General features: G+C 26.2%; 15 protein-coding genes, 1 pseudogene and 1 riboswitch. Of the genes and pseudogenes, 4 read left to right on the top strand and 12 right to left on the bottom strand.

What is annotated here, in order from left to right; all coding sequences use genetic code 11:
- Position 1: 1 nt before the first annotated feature.
- A complete protein-coding gene (locus NG918_RS07325) occupies positions 2 to 2197 on the bottom strand; it encodes an iron-containing alcohol dehydrogenase (protein ID WP_252225521.1) in 2196 nt (731 codons plus the stop codon).
- Between the two features lie 487 nt (positions 2198 to 2684).
- Here NG918_RS07325 and NG918_RS07330 point away from each other — a divergent pair, with 487 nt between their 5' ends.
- Positions 2685 to 3788 (top strand): LacI family DNA-binding transcriptional regulator, encoded by a 1104-nt coding sequence (locus tag NG918_RS07330; protein WP_350339624.1) that lies wholly within the window; start codon positions 2685 to 2687, stop codon positions 3786 to 3788.
- 118 nt (positions 3789 to 3906) lie between these two features.
- Here the strand turns inward: NG918_RS07330 and NG918_RS07335 are convergent.
- From NG918_RS07335 to NG918_RS07360, 6 genes and pseudogenes are all read right to left on the bottom strand, one after another.
- A pseudogene (locus tag NG918_RS07335) lies at positions 3907 to 4191 on the bottom strand (MBL fold metallo-hydrolase); the annotation flags it as partial.
- A gap of 167 nt (positions 4192 to 4358) precedes the next feature.
- Complete coding sequence (locus NG918_RS07340) at positions 4359 to 6227, bottom strand: heavy metal translocating P-type ATPase (RefSeq protein WP_252213984.1); 1869 nt, start codon at positions 6225 to 6227, stop codon at positions 4359 to 4361.
- A gap of 9 nt (positions 6228 to 6236) precedes the next feature.
- On the bottom strand, positions 6237 to 6458 hold the full coding sequence (locus NG918_RS07345) for a cation transporter (RefSeq protein ID WP_252213985.1): 222 nt from the start codon (positions 6456 to 6458) through the stop codon (positions 6237 to 6239).
- A 397-nt stretch (positions 6459 to 6855) separates the two neighbouring features.
- Positions 6856 to 7827, bottom strand: a complete 972-nt coding sequence (locus tag NG918_RS07350; protein WP_309556810.1) for a helix-turn-helix domain-containing protein — start codon at positions 7825 to 7827, stop codon at positions 6856 to 6858.
- Between the two features lie 200 nt (positions 7828 to 8027).
- A complete protein-coding gene (locus NG918_RS07355) occupies positions 8028 to 9398 on the bottom strand; it encodes an MATE family efflux transporter (RefSeq protein ID WP_252213986.1) in 1371 nt (456 codons plus the stop codon).
- A 286-nt stretch (positions 9399 to 9684) separates the two neighbouring features.
- A complete protein-coding gene (locus NG918_RS07360; protein WP_252213987.1) occupies positions 9685 to 9903 on the bottom strand; it encodes a FeoB-associated Cys-rich membrane protein in 219 nt (72 codons plus the stop codon).
- Between the two features lie 933 nt (positions 9904 to 10836).
- Between NG918_RS07360 and zupT the strand changes: the two genes are divergently transcribed.
- Positions 10837 to 11619, top strand: a complete 783-nt coding sequence (zupT, locus tag NG918_RS07365) for a zinc transporter ZupT (RefSeq protein WP_252213988.1) — start codon at positions 10837 to 10839, stop codon at positions 11617 to 11619.
- A 170-nt stretch (positions 11620 to 11789) separates the two neighbouring features.
- Here the strand turns inward: zupT and NG918_RS07370 are convergent, their stop codons facing one another.
- Positions 11790 to 12566, bottom strand: a complete 777-nt coding sequence (locus NG918_RS07370; RefSeq protein ID WP_252213989.1) for a DUF4931 domain-containing protein — start codon at positions 12564 to 12566, stop codon at positions 11790 to 11792.
- A 315-nt stretch (positions 12567 to 12881) separates the two neighbouring features.
- Here NG918_RS07370 and NG918_RS07375 point away from each other — a divergent pair, with 315 nt between their 5' ends.
- Complete coding sequence (locus NG918_RS07375) at positions 12882 to 13889, top strand: DUF1002 domain-containing protein (protein WP_252225522.1); 1008 nt, start codon at positions 12882 to 12884, stop codon at positions 13887 to 13889.
- 114 nt (positions 13890 to 14003) lie between these two features.
- Entirely contained in the window at positions 14004 to 14474 is a 471-nt protein-coding gene (locus tag NG918_RS07380; RefSeq protein WP_252213992.1) for a coiled-coil domain-containing protein, read from the top strand.
- A 72-nt stretch (positions 14475 to 14546) separates the two neighbouring features.
- Here the strand turns inward: NG918_RS07380 and NG918_RS07385 are convergent, their stop codons facing one another.
- From NG918_RS07385 to NG918_RS07400, 4 genes are all read right to left on the bottom strand, one after another.
- Complete coding sequence (locus NG918_RS07385) at positions 14547 to 15221, bottom strand: ferredoxin-like domain-containing protein (RefSeq protein ID WP_252213994.1); 675 nt, start codon at positions 15219 to 15221, stop codon at positions 14547 to 14549.
- A gap of 277 nt (positions 15222 to 15498) precedes the next feature.
- Positions 15499 to 16044 (bottom strand): folate family ECF transporter S component, encoded by a 546-nt coding sequence (locus NG918_RS07390; protein WP_252213995.1) that lies wholly within the window; start codon positions 16042 to 16044, stop codon positions 15499 to 15501.
- Between the two features lie 59 nt (positions 16045 to 16103).
- Positions 16104 to 16202, bottom strand: a riboswitch (THF riboswitch).
- A gap of 69 nt (positions 16203 to 16271) precedes the next feature.
- A complete protein-coding gene (locus NG918_RS07395) occupies positions 16272 to 17339 on the bottom strand; it encodes an HD-GYP domain-containing protein (RefSeq protein WP_252213996.1) in 1068 nt (355 codons plus the stop codon).
- A gap of 159 nt (positions 17340 to 17498) precedes the next feature.
- Positions 17499 to 18389: a DUF368 domain-containing protein gene (locus NG918_RS07400; RefSeq protein WP_252213997.1), complete on the bottom strand. Its 891-nt coding sequence runs from the start codon at positions 18387 to 18389 to the stop codon at positions 17499 to 17501.
- Positions 18390 to 18558 lie beyond the last annotated feature (169 nt).

Genomic DNA, 18558 nt, shown 5'->3' on the forward strand with positions numbered 1-18558 from the left:
ATTAAGATACAGCTTTGTTTTTAATTAAGTTTGTAATGTCAGCTACCGAATCTACAATTATGTCTGGTTGAACACTACTCTTACCAATATCTTCTTTTGTAGTTTCTCCACTTAATACTAATATAGATAAAACACCACTATTTTTAGTTACTGCTATATCTGTGTATAATCTATCTCCAACAACTGCAATTTCATCTTCTTTATATCCAGTTTCTTCAATTATATATTCTAATGTATGATGAGAAGGTTTACCAAAAAACTCAGGAAATCTATTTGTAGAACTTTCAATTAACCTTGCCATTGATCCACAGTCAGGAATAAATGTATTTCCTTCCATTGGACAATTTAAATCTGGATTAATTCCAAAATAAGTTTTTCCTTCTCTTATAAAACTACATGCCTTTTCAAGCTTTTTATAAGTAAGGCTTGTATCAAACCCTATGATTACAATATCAGGATCACAATCGTTTAACTCTATATTAAACTTTCTAAATTCGTCCAATAAAGATTGTGTTCCTACAACATAAACACTTTTCCCAGGGTAGTTTTTCTTTAAATATTTTATCATTACATGAGTTGAGATCATCATTTGTTTTGGTTCAATAATTATATTCATATTCTTTAATTTTTCAATATAACTTTCTTGGCTTTTTGATGAATTATTTGTGAAGAAATAATATTCTCTATCTGTTTGTTTTACTGTATCTAAAAATTCATTAGTAAAATCAAACAAATTTTTACCTAAATAAATAGTTCCATCCATATCTAAAATAAAACATTTAATTTTTTCTATTTTATCTTCCATATACTTGTTATTTAACTCTATATATTGACTTTGTCCACTTTCAAAATAGTCAGCAATTTTTTCTGACATCTTATCTGCAATACCTAAATCCCATAGCAATTGTAAAAGTGTATAACGATCTCTAACTTCTTTTGCCACTAATATACTATCTTTAATCATTTCATAATCAACGCCAACTTGTTTAGGATTAATTGGTGCATTTAAAGATAATAGAATATCTTCTATTACTTTCACATTAGGTAATGAGTCATTTATTACTTTTGTTATCTCATCCCAATGTTCTTCTATTCGTTTTATTCTCTTTTCATGAAGATTCTTTGAATTTTTATTTGTTTTCGCTTCTAAAGCTATTACTCCGTTTGCTGCACAGCCATAGCTTTGTATCATCTTTTCTTCCCATGCTTTTTGATCGTAATTTTCTACATATTTTCTGGCATTTTTAAAATCTATTTTTTCTTTTAATAACATTTCATATGTCTTTATAACAGCTACTGTTCCAATCCCTACTTTAGTTCCATGTAACACAGGTTTTCTTCCCTCAAATAAGAATTTCATTTCCCAATAATGAGAAATATGATGTTCGCTTCCGGATGCTGGTCTTGAATTACCAACAAAACTCATTGCAATTCCTGTTCCTATTAAAGCTTCTGTAATATTGCTTATTGCTTCTTTTGAACGTAGCATTACTTGATCTGCACTTTCCACTACTTTTTTTATAGATTTTTCAACCATTTCAACTATTTCTTTACAATAATACTCTTTATTTACAATATTGGCAATTTTCCAATCACATAAGCAAGTATACTTTCCTAGTATATCTCCAAGTCCCGCTGTTATCATATTCATAGGAGCATTTGCTAAAACGTCTACATCAGCTATAATAGCTGTTGGAACATGAGCATCATATGTTGTTTTTAAATTGTTAGTTATAAGTGCTGCTCCTACTGAAGCAAACCCATCCATTGATGGTGCTGTAGCTACAATAATATAATCTATTTTTAGCTTATAGCTTATATATTTACACATATCATTGATAGTTCCAGTGCCTACCCCTAATATAAGATCATAATTACTTTCCATTGCAAGTTGTATTTTCATTATAGTCTCTTCATTTGGAACAACTTCATCTTCATCCAATACAATCTTACTTATTTCAATATTTGCTGTTTTAAATTCATCTTCTACTTGTTTTCCAGCTGCTACATATGTATTTTTATCTGCAACCATAAATATTTTTTTATAAGACTTTCTTTTAATAAATTCAGGTATTTTTTTTATTGCACCTTCTGATATCTCTACATAATCTAAATCAGTTTTATGATTTTTCCCACAAGAACAAAAAAAATCGTGATGTAAATAATCTGATATTGAATTTATCTTTATATTAATCATGCATAACCACCCTTTTAATATATTTATTTTTGCTAGCAAATATATTGTATATTGCCATTATAAATATGACTTAAACAAGCTGTCAATCAAGTCAAATACTCAGTTATTAATAACTCTAACATTATAAAATTAATATTTTTTTCTTTTTAATAAACTTAATTGTTTTAGTGAAAAGCTCTCTTTGTTATTTATTAATATTCTTAAGTTCAATTACTCAGTCCACTTTGCTTATGCATATATCAACACGCTGCTAAAACATAGCCTTTTGTATAAAAAGATCTATGTTTTAAAAATAGTTTTTTGATTAAATATATGAAACTAATTTTCATATATCTTTTTTACTATTAATAAATTTAACATTTTATTAATAAATATTAATACTAATTATTAATAAAACCCCTTAAATCCATTAATAATAAATTTATTTATTAATTAACTATTTGTCTTTTTTATTCCTATTTTGTATACTAAGTTTAAAAGAAAAGGAGTGGTTTACTTGACGTCTTATCGTAAGATAACAACAAAAGATATTGCTGACTATGCTGGGGTTTCTCAATCAACTGTTTCAATGGTGTTGAATAATAGACCCGATGTTTCTTTTTCTTATGAAACAAGAGAAAAAGTTCTTAACGCTACAAAAGTTCTAGGATATGAAAAAAATAAAAATAAAAAGACATGTAGTGATACAGTTTTATCAAAGCTTATTATAATAATGTGTCCATCTCTTTCTAATTTGTATTATACTATGCTGATACATTCTATTACTGAGCAAGCAAATAAACATGGATATTCTATATTTATAGCACCTACAATGAGAAATCCTAAGCTTGAAAAACATTATTTAAATATGTATTCAAATCTTAAAGTAGCTGGGATTATATATTTATATCAATCTACTTTAGTTTCACAAATAAAAGACTTAGTTTCTTCTGCTCCTGTTGTCTTGATTAGTGATAAAAATGAAGATTTAGACTTAGATTCTGTAGAATTAAATAGCCATAAAACAGGTTATATTATAGGTGAACATCTATTATCTCTTGGACATAAAAAAGTAGCTTATATTTCTACTCCACTACTTGCACATGAAATCCCAAGAATTCAAAGACTTAATGGATTGAAAAAAAGCTTTTATGATCACAATGTTGATATCGATAACATTATAATAAAAAATGAAGACATTCAAAATACTACTAAGTATCCTTTAGATAAAACTGAATATTTAACAGGATATAACTTAACAAAAAAATTATTAGCAGAAAAAACTGATGTAACAGCCTTTATTGGAACTAATGATATGGTAGCTATTGGAATTATGGATGCGTTAACAGAAATGAAATATAAAATACCAAATGATTTTTCAGTCTGTGGTTTTGATAATACCCTATTATCATCTTTGCAAAAAATATCTTTAACAACAGTTGATCATGCTATAGAAAATAAAGGTACTGAAGGTGTTAATATTATATTGAAAAAAATAAATAGTAAATCTTCAAATTCACAAAACAGATCTTGCATTATGAGACTAGAATATGAACCTTTTATCGTTAAAAGAAACAGTACAGGAATTGCACGAACTACAAAACTATATTAAAAAATTATTTTAGCCCTATAATTTTATATTTAATATTTCTGATAAATTCAACATTTATTAATAGTTTTTAAATATATGGCATTATTTTTAAAATTTATGTAACTACGAATAACATTAAATCAAAAAAATTATTGCTTACCACAAGCTTAGGTTTTATGTTATAAGTTTCTAGCAATGTTTTAACCCCACCACAATGATCATAATGAGCATGACTTAAAACTAAAATATCAGTATTTGTAAGATCAATATTTAATTTTTTAGCATTTTCAATAAAATCTCCTGTTTTTCCAGTATCGAACAATACATTACAATTACTTCCTTCAATAAACATAGAAAGTCCATGTTCATTTTTCAGCTTCTCATATTTGTCCTGAGTATTTTCTATTAATGTGGTTATTCTAATAAAGTTATTTTAATGTTAATAGACCTAAATATTAAATGAGGATTTTTCATAATTGAAATATCCTCATTTAAATATAAAATCCAATTTTTATAAGAGAAGCAAGGTTTATAATCTACTAAATTTATCATGTCACATTACAAAATATAATATATAATCCTAAAAATATACTATTTTATTTTTAAAGCTCTAATAGCATTTAGAATTGCAATTACGGATACCCCAACATCTGCAAATACTGCTTCCCACATATTAGCTAGTCCAAATGCACCTAGCATTAAAACAACAGCTTTTACAACTAGTGCAAATGCAATATTCTCACCTACAATTTTTAATGTCTTACGTGCTATTTTAACTACAGTAGCTATTTTTTGAGGATTATCATCCATTAATACAATGTCAGCAGCTTCTATAGCAGCGTCTGAACCCATGCTTCCCATTGCTATCCCAATATCTGCACGTGATAAAACAGGTGCATCATTTATTCCATCTCCAGTGAAAGCTAATTTTTGTTTAGATGGTAACTGATTTAAAAGCATCTCAACCTTTTCAACTTTGTCTGCTGGCATTAATTCTGCATAAACTACATCGATTCCTAATTTTTCAGTTACTGCCATACCAACTTCTTCTTTGTCACCAGTTAGCATAACAGTTTTCTTTACACCAAGTTTTTTCAATTCCTTAATTGCTAAATGTGATTCTTCCTTAATAGTATCAGAAATTACAATACTTCCAATATACTCTTCATCTATTGCAACATATACTATCGTTCCCATACTATTGCATTGTAAATAAAATACGTTCATATCTTTCATTAATTTATTATTACCTACAAGAATAGTGTGATTAGCAATATTTGCTTTTATACCACGTCCTGATATCTCCTCTACATCTTTCACTAATTCAAGATCTAATTCCTCACCATAAGCCTCTTTAATTGATTTTGAAATTGGATGATCTGAATAACATTCTGCTAATGCAGCATATTTTAATAACATTTCTTTACTTACACCAGCTGCATTAATCTCTGAAACTTTGAAATCTCCTTTAGTTAAAGTTCCAGTTTTATCAAACACGATAGTGTCCATTTTAGCAAGTACTTGTAAATAGTTGCTTCCTTTTACCAATATTCCAGATTTAGAAGCTGCCCCTATGCCACCAAAAAAGCTAAGTGGTACAGAAATTACTAAAGCACATGGACATGATATTACAAGAAATATACAAGCACGTCCAATCCACTCTGACCAATTATAACCTAATATTAAAGGTGGAAATAATGCAAGAATTAAAGCTGAATAAACAACTATAGGAGTATAATATCTTGCAAATTTAGTAATGAAATTTTCAACTTCTGCCTTTTTACTGCTTGCATTTTCAACTAAATCTAATATTTTAGATACAGTAGAATCATCGAACTCTTTAGTAACTTTAACTTTTATTAATCCATTAGTATTTACACAACCACTAATAATTTCATCACCAGCATTAACTTTCCTTGGAACTGATTCTCCAGTTAATGCAGCAGTGTCAATCATTGAACTTCCTGAAACTACAATTCCATCTAATGGAATTCTCTCTCCAGCTTTAATAACAATTATATCTCCTATAGAAACATCATCTGGATCAACTTGTTCAAGCTGTCCACCTTTTTCAACATTAGCATACTCAGGACATATATTCATCAATTCTGTGATGGATTGTCTTGAACGATTAACTGCATATGTTTGAAAAAACTCTCCTATTTGATAAAACAACATAACTGCAACTGCTTCTGAATACTCTCCAATTCCAAATGCACCAAATGTAGCTACACACATCAAAAAGTTTTCATCAAAAACTTGTCCATGTGTAATATTTAAAACAGCTTTATATATAATGTCCCATCCAATTAAAGCATATGGAATTAAAAATAAAATAGACATATAAATTTTAGGTAGATTATATGGTAGTACACTAAAATGATGAATGCATATCAATAAAATATATATGATTGCAGTTAATACAATTCGTGTAACCATTACCTTTTGCTTCTTACTCATCTCTATCCCCTACTCTAACACAATAGTACAATCTGATTCTACTTTTTTACATACAGAAACCACATTCTTCATGATTTCATCGAATCTCTCATCATCTGCATTAATTGTAAGCTTTTGTGCCATAAAACTTATACTTGCTTCATTAACACCTTCAATTTTATTAATAGCATTCTCCATCTTTGCAGCACAATTTGCACAGTCTAAATCCTTTAATTTAAATTTTTTCTTCATTCTAATCTCTCCTTCATTTTTTATTCTACTATGTTTTAAAACATAGTCTTTTATTTCCATTGTAAATTTAAATTTGCATTAATATATAGTCATTTTATTATGTTATCACATGAACATTTATTCATATGATAGGCAGAAAAATTAACCATTAAATTATTAAAATACTTCCCCTTTCTGTGACATAAATTATTATCTAGTATACTAATATTATATATTTTTTTCTCTTTATTGTCTGCTCCAAAAAAACAAATTTTAGCTCCATTTGGACATTTTGGTAAATAAAAAAAATAGCTTGTTCGTATATAAGACATATAGGGACAAGCTATTTAAAATAAGAGTAAAGTTAATACATAACGTCTAATTAATCCTTTAAATACTAATGCTGTCATTATATCTTCTAAACATTTTTTCGATACTCTAAAGGACTTATACCCATAATCTTTTTAAAAACAGCTGCAAATTTACTTTGACTTTCATATCCAACACTTAAAGCCACGTCTGCTATACTATTTTTAGTCTGTCGTAAACTTATAGCTGCATTTTTAATTCGGTATTCCTTGATATATGATGCAATTGAAGTTCCATATACTCCTTTAAAATATGTTTTTAACGTTGTAGGACTTATACAATACATTTTGGCTAATTCTTCAATTGTATATCTACATTGCATATTTTCTGTAATAAATCTCTTTATTTGCTTAATTATTTCTACTTGATCCTTTGAATAATATTCTTTTTCTTCTTCTTCTTCTGAAGGATCTATAATACTTAAAAATACTAAAAGCTCTAAAACTTTTAACTTAAAATAAGCCTTTTGTACTGATTCTGGCACCGAATATAACTCAGAAAATATATGTTCAATCTTATCTTTAGCTCTCATAATAAAACATTTATTATTATTACAAAATTTCTCTTTCAAACTATATATATCAATATTAACATCCTTCAAAATTTCAGGTACTTTATTAATAATTTCATTCATATATATAATAACTGAAATCCCTTTATAATGCTTAAGTGGAAAACCAATTGTATCTGCATGATTACTCATCATATTAATAGAAAGGTCACCTTCCCCCATATATAAAGAACTACCATCGAGCAATATACATTCTCCTCTTCCTTCTTTGCAATGATTTATTTCAATTATATTATCGTATACTGGTACATCGCATAAACAAGTTGTTGCTTCAAATTCATTATATACCAATTCAATACCTGTAAATACTTTGTATACTGTCATTAATCCAAGACCTTCATTACAATTCATTTTATATATAGTTCTATAATCATCCTTATCAAGTTTTTCAACAGAAGAGACTCTGTTTAAAAATTCATGATCTTGAACAATATCTATTCCCTGCATCATAAACTCTGCTACTCAAAACTTGTTATTTATTTTTGAATATTTTAATGAGTAGCTTCTCCTTCCTCTTTTTAATTTCTTAATTTTATATTTTAAAGTTTTCTTTTATTACATATTAATTTCTTCTATAATTAATTACTTTTATTTGTCGCTATATTTTAATACAATATCAACATTCACTTAAAGCATGTCCTTATTTATATTTAAACTGCATCAAGATTTGCTTTAACATTTGTTTTTGATGATAAAGATTTAAATTCAAATATCATCATATAAATAGTAATTAAAACAAGTATTCCGTCATTTAAACCAATTGCCATCCAAATGCCTTTAAATCCAAGCCATTTTGGTAAAATCATAATAAGAGGAATAAAAAGTATTACTTGACGTAATAGTACTATAATACTTGCTTTTTTAGCTTTTCCTAATGATTGGAATAATGTAACAACCATTATGAAAACTCCAAGGAAAATATAAGTACTAAACATAATTCTAAAATTAGATAGTCCTTGTTGGATTATATCAGGCTCTTTAATAAATAATGCTAGAACTGTTCCTGGTGCAATTTCAACTGGTAAATAGAAAACTAAAGATAATACAAGTGCACTTGCAATAAACACTAATGTCATAGTTTTTACTCTATCATATTTTCCAGCACCGTAATTAGTACCTGCAACAGGTTGGAAACCTTGACTAATTCCCCATAATGGAATAAATGAAAATGTTTGAACTCTTAAGGCAGCTCCTAATAAAATTTGAGAAGTTCCTCCACCATACTTTGAAGCACTATGAAAAATAAATGTTTGATATAATAATGTCATTACTTGCATAAGCATTGCTGAAAGTCCAACTGCAAATATTTCAGGTAAAATATTCATAGCCAATTTAATTTTATTAATTTTTAAATTTTCGCTTTTTCTTACAAAATACATTAAGGTAACAATAGCTTGTATAAATTGTGAAATTATAGTAGCATAAGCTGCGCCTTCAATTCCCATATTAAATTTATTAAATATACTTATTAAGATTGGATCAAGAATTATATTTAAAACAGCTCCACTACCTACAATCAGCATTGATTGTTTTAATGCTCCTTCTCCTCTCATTACCATATTAGCACTTTGAAAGAAATTTACAAATAATGAACCAATAAATATAATTTTAAGATAGCGAACAGCGCCATTTAAAATCTCACCTTCAGCACCCGTAACTGATAATATTTGTTTTGTAAAAATAATGCCAACTACAGTAATTATAAGTGATAATATAAATACAATCATTATAAGATTTCCCATAATGGAATCAATTGTTTTTTGATCTTTTTTACCAATAGCTCTTGATAATACTGATGCAGAACCAACTCCTATAAGTGTTGCAACTCCACTATTAATTAATGTGAATGGATATGAAATTGAGATAGCTCCCATTGCAGTTGAACCAATCATCTGTCCTGCAAATACTGCATCCATCAAATTATAAAGACCTACTACAAGCATACCTAAAACAGCTGGTATACTTAATGAAAGCATAAGTTTAAATGGTGATTCTGTAAGTAATTTTGTTCTATTATTCATTTTAATCTCCTTTTTATTTAACTTTTTAACTATGTTTTAAGTGAATGTTGATATTATAGTATAAGGGCGAACTGGCATTGGAATTTGCTTTTTTAGAACCCTTAATGAAGATTTGTCAAATTAATTGCTTGTCAACAATCTTTGATTGGGAGCATGCATTAATTGGACTAAGCTTTATTTTAGTGTTCTTAAAGTAAATTCCTCTGTCCATGAGCTTTATACTATAATATCAACACTATTTTAAAACATAGCGAACTTTTTATAGTTTTTAATTAATAACTAATCTTTATTTGCAATTTTTAGATGCACAATTTGAGCAATTGCAATTACAAAACTTCCCTCTTTTAATATCTTTAATTTTTCTTTGTATAATCCAAATAGTGTATGACAATATTGAAAGTGTAGAAATCATTCCTAAAGATTCCAAATGTTTTTCTACATTCAATGGCAAATTTAACTGTTCGATAGCATACGTATTATCTATTTTTCCTTCTGCTAAATTCATAATATTACCGCCTATACTTTCATTTATAAATTTTAAATTATATAAATAAAATAATTAATTGTCCTTAATAAAATAAATCTTTTTCAAATTCGATAATGATAATTATTATCTTCATAATATTAGTTTAGACCATAATAATTAATTTGTACGCTCTACATTGACATTGTTTAGTCCCGTTTAGACATATATTTTTTAAATGAAAAAATGATAAATTAAACAATCTTAGTTTTTCTCTAACCAAGATTGTTTAATTTTCTCTTTATTTTCTAAATATCATTAACTGTCAAACCATTTCTATTGTTTGATTCTACTAATTGAGGTTTTCCAAGAATATCTGAAATTTCTATCCATAATTGACAAGCTGTCAATTGATATTGCATTTGCATAGTTTGAGATTTTTTATCTTTTATTACTTTTTCAAAATTTGATAAAGCTCTTTCAATCCCTAATGGTCATATATATTCATAAACATTTTTGTATGTCATATCACATGCATTACTTATTAATTCAGTAGAACACACTTAGTTTATTACTACATAAAATGAAAGCAACTCAATGTAATATTTTACCTCAAAAGTGAAATTATTTAAAAATAAATAATTATTTAAATTTTCAAAATATTTTCCGAATTGTGAAAACATACTTGTTTTTTAATTTAAATCTGCTACAATATAAGTAGAGTTAGTAATGAACTTAAATGCAAATATATTCTCATTGGAATATATAAAAATTTCATTTGAAACTATTTGGAAACAATAAATTACGACTCCTTTTTAATATTATTTAAAAAAAGCAATGCTCACTATGTTAAAAGATATCTTTAATGTAGTGAGCATTGTTTTTTTATTCTTAAACATATCTATTTTTTTGTAATTTTCTTATAACTTTAAGAATATATAAAAATATAGCAATAATTAAAGAGGTGTAAAATAAATGACTAATAATGCATATATTGCCTTATTACTTTCTTTTTTTGCTGGAATTTCAACAGTATTAGGTGCTGTTGTTGTATTATTTATAAAGAAAAAAAGTGATAAAATAATTACTTTTGCTCTTGGATTTTCTTCAGGAGTAATGATTTGCGTTTCTTTTACTGACTTGTTTCCTCATGCTGAAGAAACATTAGTAAAATATTATGGAAATGTCTATGGTGTATTGCTAACAATCTTTTATATGCTAAGTGGTGTAATATTTGCTATGCTTGTTGATAAATTCGTTCCACATGAATCTAAAAATATAAATGAGCATGATAGTAATAAGCATTTAAATCTTTTTCGAGTAGGATTTGTATCAATGATTGCAATTACACTACATAATTTTCCTGAAGGTATTGCTACCTTTATGTCAAGTTATCAAAATATCACATTAGGAATGTCTATTTCTTTAGCCATAGCTATGCATAATATACCTGAAGGTATTGCTGTTGCTATGCCAATTTACTACTCTACTGGTAGTAAGGGAAAAGCATTTAAATACACATTGTATTCTGGTTTATCAGAACCTTTAGGGGCTCTTGTTTCTTTTTTTATTTTAAAACCATTTATTAATGATTTTATTTTAGGTTTAATTTTTGCATTTGTAATGGGAATAATGCTATATATATCTTTTGAAGAGTTAATTCCATCTTCTCGTCAATATGGATATAACAATTTATCTTTATACTCAATTTTTTTAGGAATATGTATAATGCCGATAACCCATATTTTCTTAAATTGATGTAATGAATTTCTTATTTCATTGTTTAGAATTTACAATTAAAAATTAAAAAGATTCTATAAATTTTCTAAAAATATATAGCAAATCACATAAATTTCCATATATGTAAAAAAGGAACTACTTTAATTTTAAGTAGTTCCTTTTTAATATAATACTATTTTAATATAATACTATTTTCTAAAATATAGTTCTTTTAAATTTCCTGCCATCTCTTCTAGACTATTAGAAACTTGTTTCAATGAATATCCAAGTAATAGTGGTGATGTAACAAATCTTGGTGTAACTTTACATATAATTTTATTATTCCAATGATAAAAAAACAAATTAAAACTGTCACATTTAGCAAAATAATTATTTAATATATAATAAACTATTCTTCTTATGCCTTCCGATAAACTAAATGTATTTTTTAAATCATCATTTATAATAACATTAAATTCATTAAATCCATTTATAGGTTTTGTAGATAGGTTTACTTCACAACATTCACTTTTGAAAATTTCTATACCTTCAAAATACTTTTCATTTATATTTTCTCTATAATCTATATTATTTAATCCTACAATTTGCATATGAGCATGCTTTATGCTTCCCCCTGAATGAGGTCCATGATTCTTATAAAATATTACTGACTTGTACTTATTGCTTTTTTCTATATCAAGCCAATTCTTTAGCCCAAAACTAATTAATTGCTCCATATATTCAGAATCATAATTTCCCATATTTAATTCACAATCATAGGTTTCTATAATAACTAATTGAAGAGTATCTCTTAATGTTGGAAATTTATTTTTTAACAATACAAATGGTCCCTTTTCTTGAATAATATCAGTAAGTTTATTCCTATTACAAAACGGACATTCTGTATTCTTATTATTAAAACTATTAGGCTTATTTTTTCCAATATTATTTATGAATATTATATATTCATCATTATGACTAATCATAAATTCACCTACAATTCAACAAAAATTATAATTATTAATCTATACTAAAATATTTTAAATATTACTGTTAATTATATTATATTTCTTTAAAAGTTACAATTTTATAAAACTTTATTTTTTAATTTTTAATTTCTAATATATTAAACTTATTTAAAATATTCTTTCCAAAATTCTTAAAAATATTAAATTAAAATCTTAATATTAAATTAATACAATTGAAATTAACCCTATTATATTGTATGTTATAATATAACTGTAATTATTCTTTTTAGTTTAATTGTATTTAATATGTAATAATAAAAGGAGTTTAAAATTATGAAAATCATCAAAAAAATTTCAAGTAAATTATTAATTATGTTTATGACATTATGTTTAATTATTTCTTTTTCTCCAAATATAACAGCTTTTGCAGATTCATTTAAGGTTGTTACATTAGGTGGAAATTTAACACAAGATCAAAAGAATCAAATGCTTGATTACTTTAAAGTCACTAAAAATGATGCAAATATTTTAGAAATAACAACAGCTGAAGAACAAAAATACCTTGGAAATGTTGCATCTCCAGCTCAATTAGGTAATAAATCTATTTCTTGCTCTTATGTTGAACCAACAAGTAAAGGTGGACTAACTATTTCTACATATAACCTTACATGGGTTACAGAAGGAATGATAAGAAATGCTTTAATTACAGCTGGGGTAGAAAATGCCAATGTAGTAGCTGCTGCACCATTTAAAGTTTCTGGTACTGCTGCACTTACTGGTATTCTAAAAGGATTTGAGAATAGTTCTGGTGGTTCTAAAATTGATGAAGAAAAAAAAGAAGTTGCTAACGAAGAAATTGTCGTTACAGGTGGTCTTGGAGATAAAATCGGACAAGATGAAGCAGCCAAATTGATAAATGATGTAAAAAAAGATGTCGTTAAAGAAAAACCTAAAACTGATAAAGAAATTGAAAAAATAGTTGAAAAAGCAGTTAAAGAATATAAAGTTGAACTTAATGATGAAGATAGACAAACTATTAATTCTTTAATGACTAAAATAAATGGATTAGATCTTAATTATAATAAAATTAAAAATCAATTAAATGATGCTGCAAGTAAATTAAAAGAAAAATTAAATAGTGAAGAGGCTCAAGGATTTTTTGCTAAGGTTAAGGAATTCTTTTCTAATTTCTTTCAAGCAATATCAGATTGGTTATCAAGTGATTCAAACAATGATACTGAATCTACCAAAAACAATACTGATTCAGTAACTTCAGTAAATAATGAAAATTCTACTAAAAATAACAGTTCAGAAAATACATCAAACAAAGTAACTCAATAATAAAAAACTTTAGTTTAAAAAAATATAATAAATTTCTTTAATATTTCACATACTAGTGATGACGTTTAGTTTAATGAAATATTAACAAATTACATTAAAAAGGAGATTTATTATATGAAAAAAGCATTAATAAAATCTATAGCTTGTTCTCTTTGTATTATTAGTGTGACAACAGTTATTCCTCAAAAAGTTAATGCTACAACTTTAACTTCAAGCATAAGCTATTTTAATAACAATGATTCTTCAACTGATAAACACAATGGTAGTTGGATCTTTGATAAAGATAATTTAAACTATCTTTCAAAAAAGGAAAAGAAACAATTAGAAGAAATTAAAAAGCTTAAAGATAAAGGTGAGGAAATTTCAGAGGAACAACAAAAGCAATTAGCTGATATAAAAGAAACTGTTTTAAAGAAAAAATTAGGTGACGAAAAATATAAAGATTTTAAAGCACTAATAGAAAAGAAACACTGTAAAAAAGAACTTACTGAGGAAGAACAAGCTAAATTAAAAGAATACAAAAATATTATAAGATCATCAAAAAAAGAATCTAATCGTGCAACATTTAAAGACTTTTTAAGATAATCATTAAAGCAGAGAAATAGTTATTTTAGGCTAATTCTCTGCTTAATTTTTTTATTTTAGCTCTATTTTAAATTATAAATAAGTTTCAATATCTATTTGTTTTTTAACTTCTTCTAATCCAACTCTATCTATATAGTCGCCTAATCTTTCTCTAGACGTAGCATTTCCTGCATAAATTTGAATTATTTTTTCAACTAATGGAAATAGCTTTTCTTCTGACACATTCATTGCAATTTTATCTGCAAGTCTTGGTTTTAATCCACCTTTTCCACCAATTTGAACTACCCAGCCTTTAGGCATTCCATATATACCAATATCTTTTATATGATTATCTGCACAACTTTGTGGACATCCACTAACTCCTATTTTAAGCTTATTAGGTAAATCTTTACCATGGTATAATCCATCAAGCTTACTTCCAATTGCTACTGAATCTTGTAGTCCTTTTTTACAAAAAGTTGTTCCCGGACATACTTTAACGCTTCTTACACATAATCCAACAGCTGCTCCTGGTTTCATACCTAAGTCTTTCCATGCATTATCTATTTCTTCTTCTTTTATTCCAACAAGTGCAATACGTTGAGCTCCTGTTACTTTTACAGCTTTAACCTCATATTTTTCTGCGACATCAGCTAATGTTCTTAATTGTTCTGGTGTTATAAGACCTGCTGTTAAATGAGGTGCTATAGCATATGTTTCCTTATCTCTTTGTAAAACTGCTCCCTTGTCTAATAAATCTTTTTTCATGTTTAATGCCTCCCTAATAATACTACAAGTAATTACAATAGTATTTTATCATACTAATTTTTTCCGGTAAACCATTATTTTTTACTATAATTTCTTCATTAATAATTATTTCCTCTTGTTTTGCAATTTCTTTATTTATATTTTTCACATTTAAAAGATTTTATATTCTCTTTAATTTTTGGCTATATCAACACTCTACTAAAACATAACATAAATAAAAAATGTACTCTGTATATTTCAGAGTACATCTATAATAAAAGTATTTATTTTCATTTGCCTAATTAAAATTTTCTTTTTTAATCTTATTTACTAAATTCAATACAAAACATATCATCATTACATTTATAGGAATCATTATTAAATTCTTAAAGGCTCTTATTGGTAAAAGTACATAAAATGCCTTACCTCCCAAGATAGATAACCAAAAAGTATTCATAACTATATCTACAAGAATCACTGAAATAATATTAGCAAATGCACATCTTGTTAAAGTAATTTTTTTCTTGTACAAAATGCTTCCATATATTAATCCAGACATCATTGCCGATAAAGTAAATCCTACAAAAAATGCACCTTTAGGATTTATTAAATAATTAAGAACATCGGATAATCCTCCACACATTGCACCTACAACAGGACCAAATAGCATACTTATAGTTACAGATGCTAAAAATTCAAAACTAAGATGTAGAAACGGTGTGATTTGAATTGTAAACAAATCTAAAATAAGCTTTATTGTTATTAATAACGAAGCCGTAACTAGATTTCTTACATTTTTTAGTTCTTTTGATGAATTTAAAATTAAAGTATAAAAATTTCTCATACAGAATCCCCCCTTTAATTATATTTGCTGAATAAAAAAGAGGGTTCCTCTTTAATATTAACAGCGGAATGCAATATTTACACCGCAAACAAAAGTTTTTCGTTTAAGAGGCAACTTCCCGTCCTCTTAACACTTAACGCGCAAATATCTACTCTGTCAATTAAGAAATTATGTGCTAATTTTATCAAAGCTATTAATTTTTGTCAACACTTTATCGTGATAAAGTGTTATAAAATAAATTGTTCTATTATTAAATCTTTATTTTCTTTTAAATCTAAAAATTCATTTTCCAAAAATACAAAAGGTCGATCTAATTCATTAATATTCATTTGTACTATCTTAGCTATTTTATTGTTATTTAACTTAACTTCTCTTCCAATATAATAATTTACTATATGTTCTAAAAATATATTACAATAATTATAATCTAACTTACCAAAGCTTTCTTCCTTAATTATTTGTATTGCTTCAAAAGGAGACTTTTTATTTCTATAGCATCTATTAGAGTTTATCGCCTCAAAAACATCTGCTATTGCAATAACTTTTGCAAAATCAGGTATTTTATCACCTGTAATTCCTAATGGATAACCACTTCCATCTTCTCTTTCATGATGTAATAATATCGATTGAGAGACTGATTTATCTAAAAAGTTAATTTTTTTAATTATCTTATATCCTAAAACAGGATGTTCTTTAATCTTTTTTAAATCCTTTGAATTTAATCTGCCACTCTTATTGATTATTTTATCGTCTATTTTACATTTTCCAATGTCATGTAAAAGTGCTGAATATATTAATAATTTTATCTTATTTTCTTCAAAACCAATCCATTTTCCAAGTAAACTACTTATAGATGCTACATTTAAACTATGTCTATATATAGAATCGTTTTCACTGCCATAAAAAAGTAGATTATCTATCAATATCTCTGGTATTTTAATAACATTCTGTAGTTCAGATATTAATTTTCTAATTTCTTTAAGAGAATCTTTTTGTAACTCAACAGTATTATCTAGAACATCATGTAAATCTTCACATATTTCATTTAATTTATGCTCTACTTTTTTAAATTCTCGTTCTGAATTTTTCTTACTATTTTCTGCTTTTTCTAATGAGTCCTCTCCATAAACCCATACTTCATCTATATTATATAAAGTTTGTAATTTATTAAGAATTTTATCACTTATAACAACATTTTTTGATAATAATACATTGTTATTTTCCTGTACGTCTTCCCCTATTACCATTCCAGTTTTTAAATCACTTATTTTTAAAAGCATTAATTTTTTTTCCACCCTAATCACCCATACTTAAATTATTCATCTAATATTAATAGTTTATTATAAAATTTATCTTATATAATGATATTCTACAATTATTAATAATTACCCTTTTTATACTTTAAAAGTAAAAAAAATCATTTCGAACAATCAAAATGATTTTTTATCTAAATACTAATTTTTATTTTCAAGATAGTCTTTTAATTTTTGAAGTAATAATATTATTCCGCCACCTATTACAAAGAACATTATATTAAACGTATGTAAATCCATAGGTGGTTTAGGAACTTCTAATGATGTTGGTCCCATAAATACTGCATATATTGATCCAATCATAAGTCCTAAAATTAAGTATATTGTTTGTGATCTATAATTACTTAATAAATACTTTACACCCTTTATAGTAATCATTATCCCAAAAAGAACTCCAAAACCAAATACAATGCATACAAGTAAATAATCAAAGTTAAGTTTTAATACCTCTTTTACCGCATTCATTATTGGTGCATACAATCCGAAAATCAAAAGTAAAGTTGAACCAGATATTCCTGGAAGAACCATAGCTGAAATAGCCACCATAGCTACTATAAATATGTATGCTCCTAATCCTAAAGTTAATTTATCTAATGACATGCCAACTGCATTTTCTGCATTTGAAACTGGATTAAAATACGTTAGTAATACTACTATGAATATACCTACTAAAGCAAAAAATATATTTTTATATCTATTTATAATAGAATTTTTCTCTTCCTTGATAATTATTGGTATTGAAAATATTATGAACCCAATGAATAATGAACTTATTTTATAAATTTCTTTATCAAAAATTGATGTTAAAAATAATACAGAAGATACAAATCCCACAATCCATCCTATCCCTAATTTGAATAGAAATTTAGCTGCTTCTATTTTCTCTTCTTTTTTTCCTGAAATAACATTACTTAATGAGTTAATGAATTTATCATAAAATCCTAAAATAAATGCTATAGTCCCTCCAGATACTCCAGGAACACTATCTGCAAGTGCCATGCAGAACCCTCTTATAAAGTTTATTATATACATTTTTCAATCTCCTTGCTTTTTATTTGATTGTTTTACAATTATACTATACTATAATCTCAGCTTATTTTTAATGTTTTTAACTTATTTTTAATAATTATGTCTTAAAATAAGGCTCTGTTTTAAATATGTGTTGATATATGCAATAGGTGAAGTGGCATTGTAATTGGAC

Origin of the sequence: Clostridium sp. ZBS2 (genome assembly GCF_023845855.1) — a bacterium.
In the GTDB taxonomy this organism is placed as follows: domain Bacteria; phylum Bacillota; class Clostridia; order Clostridiales; family Clostridiaceae; genus Clostridium; species Clostridium aquiflavi.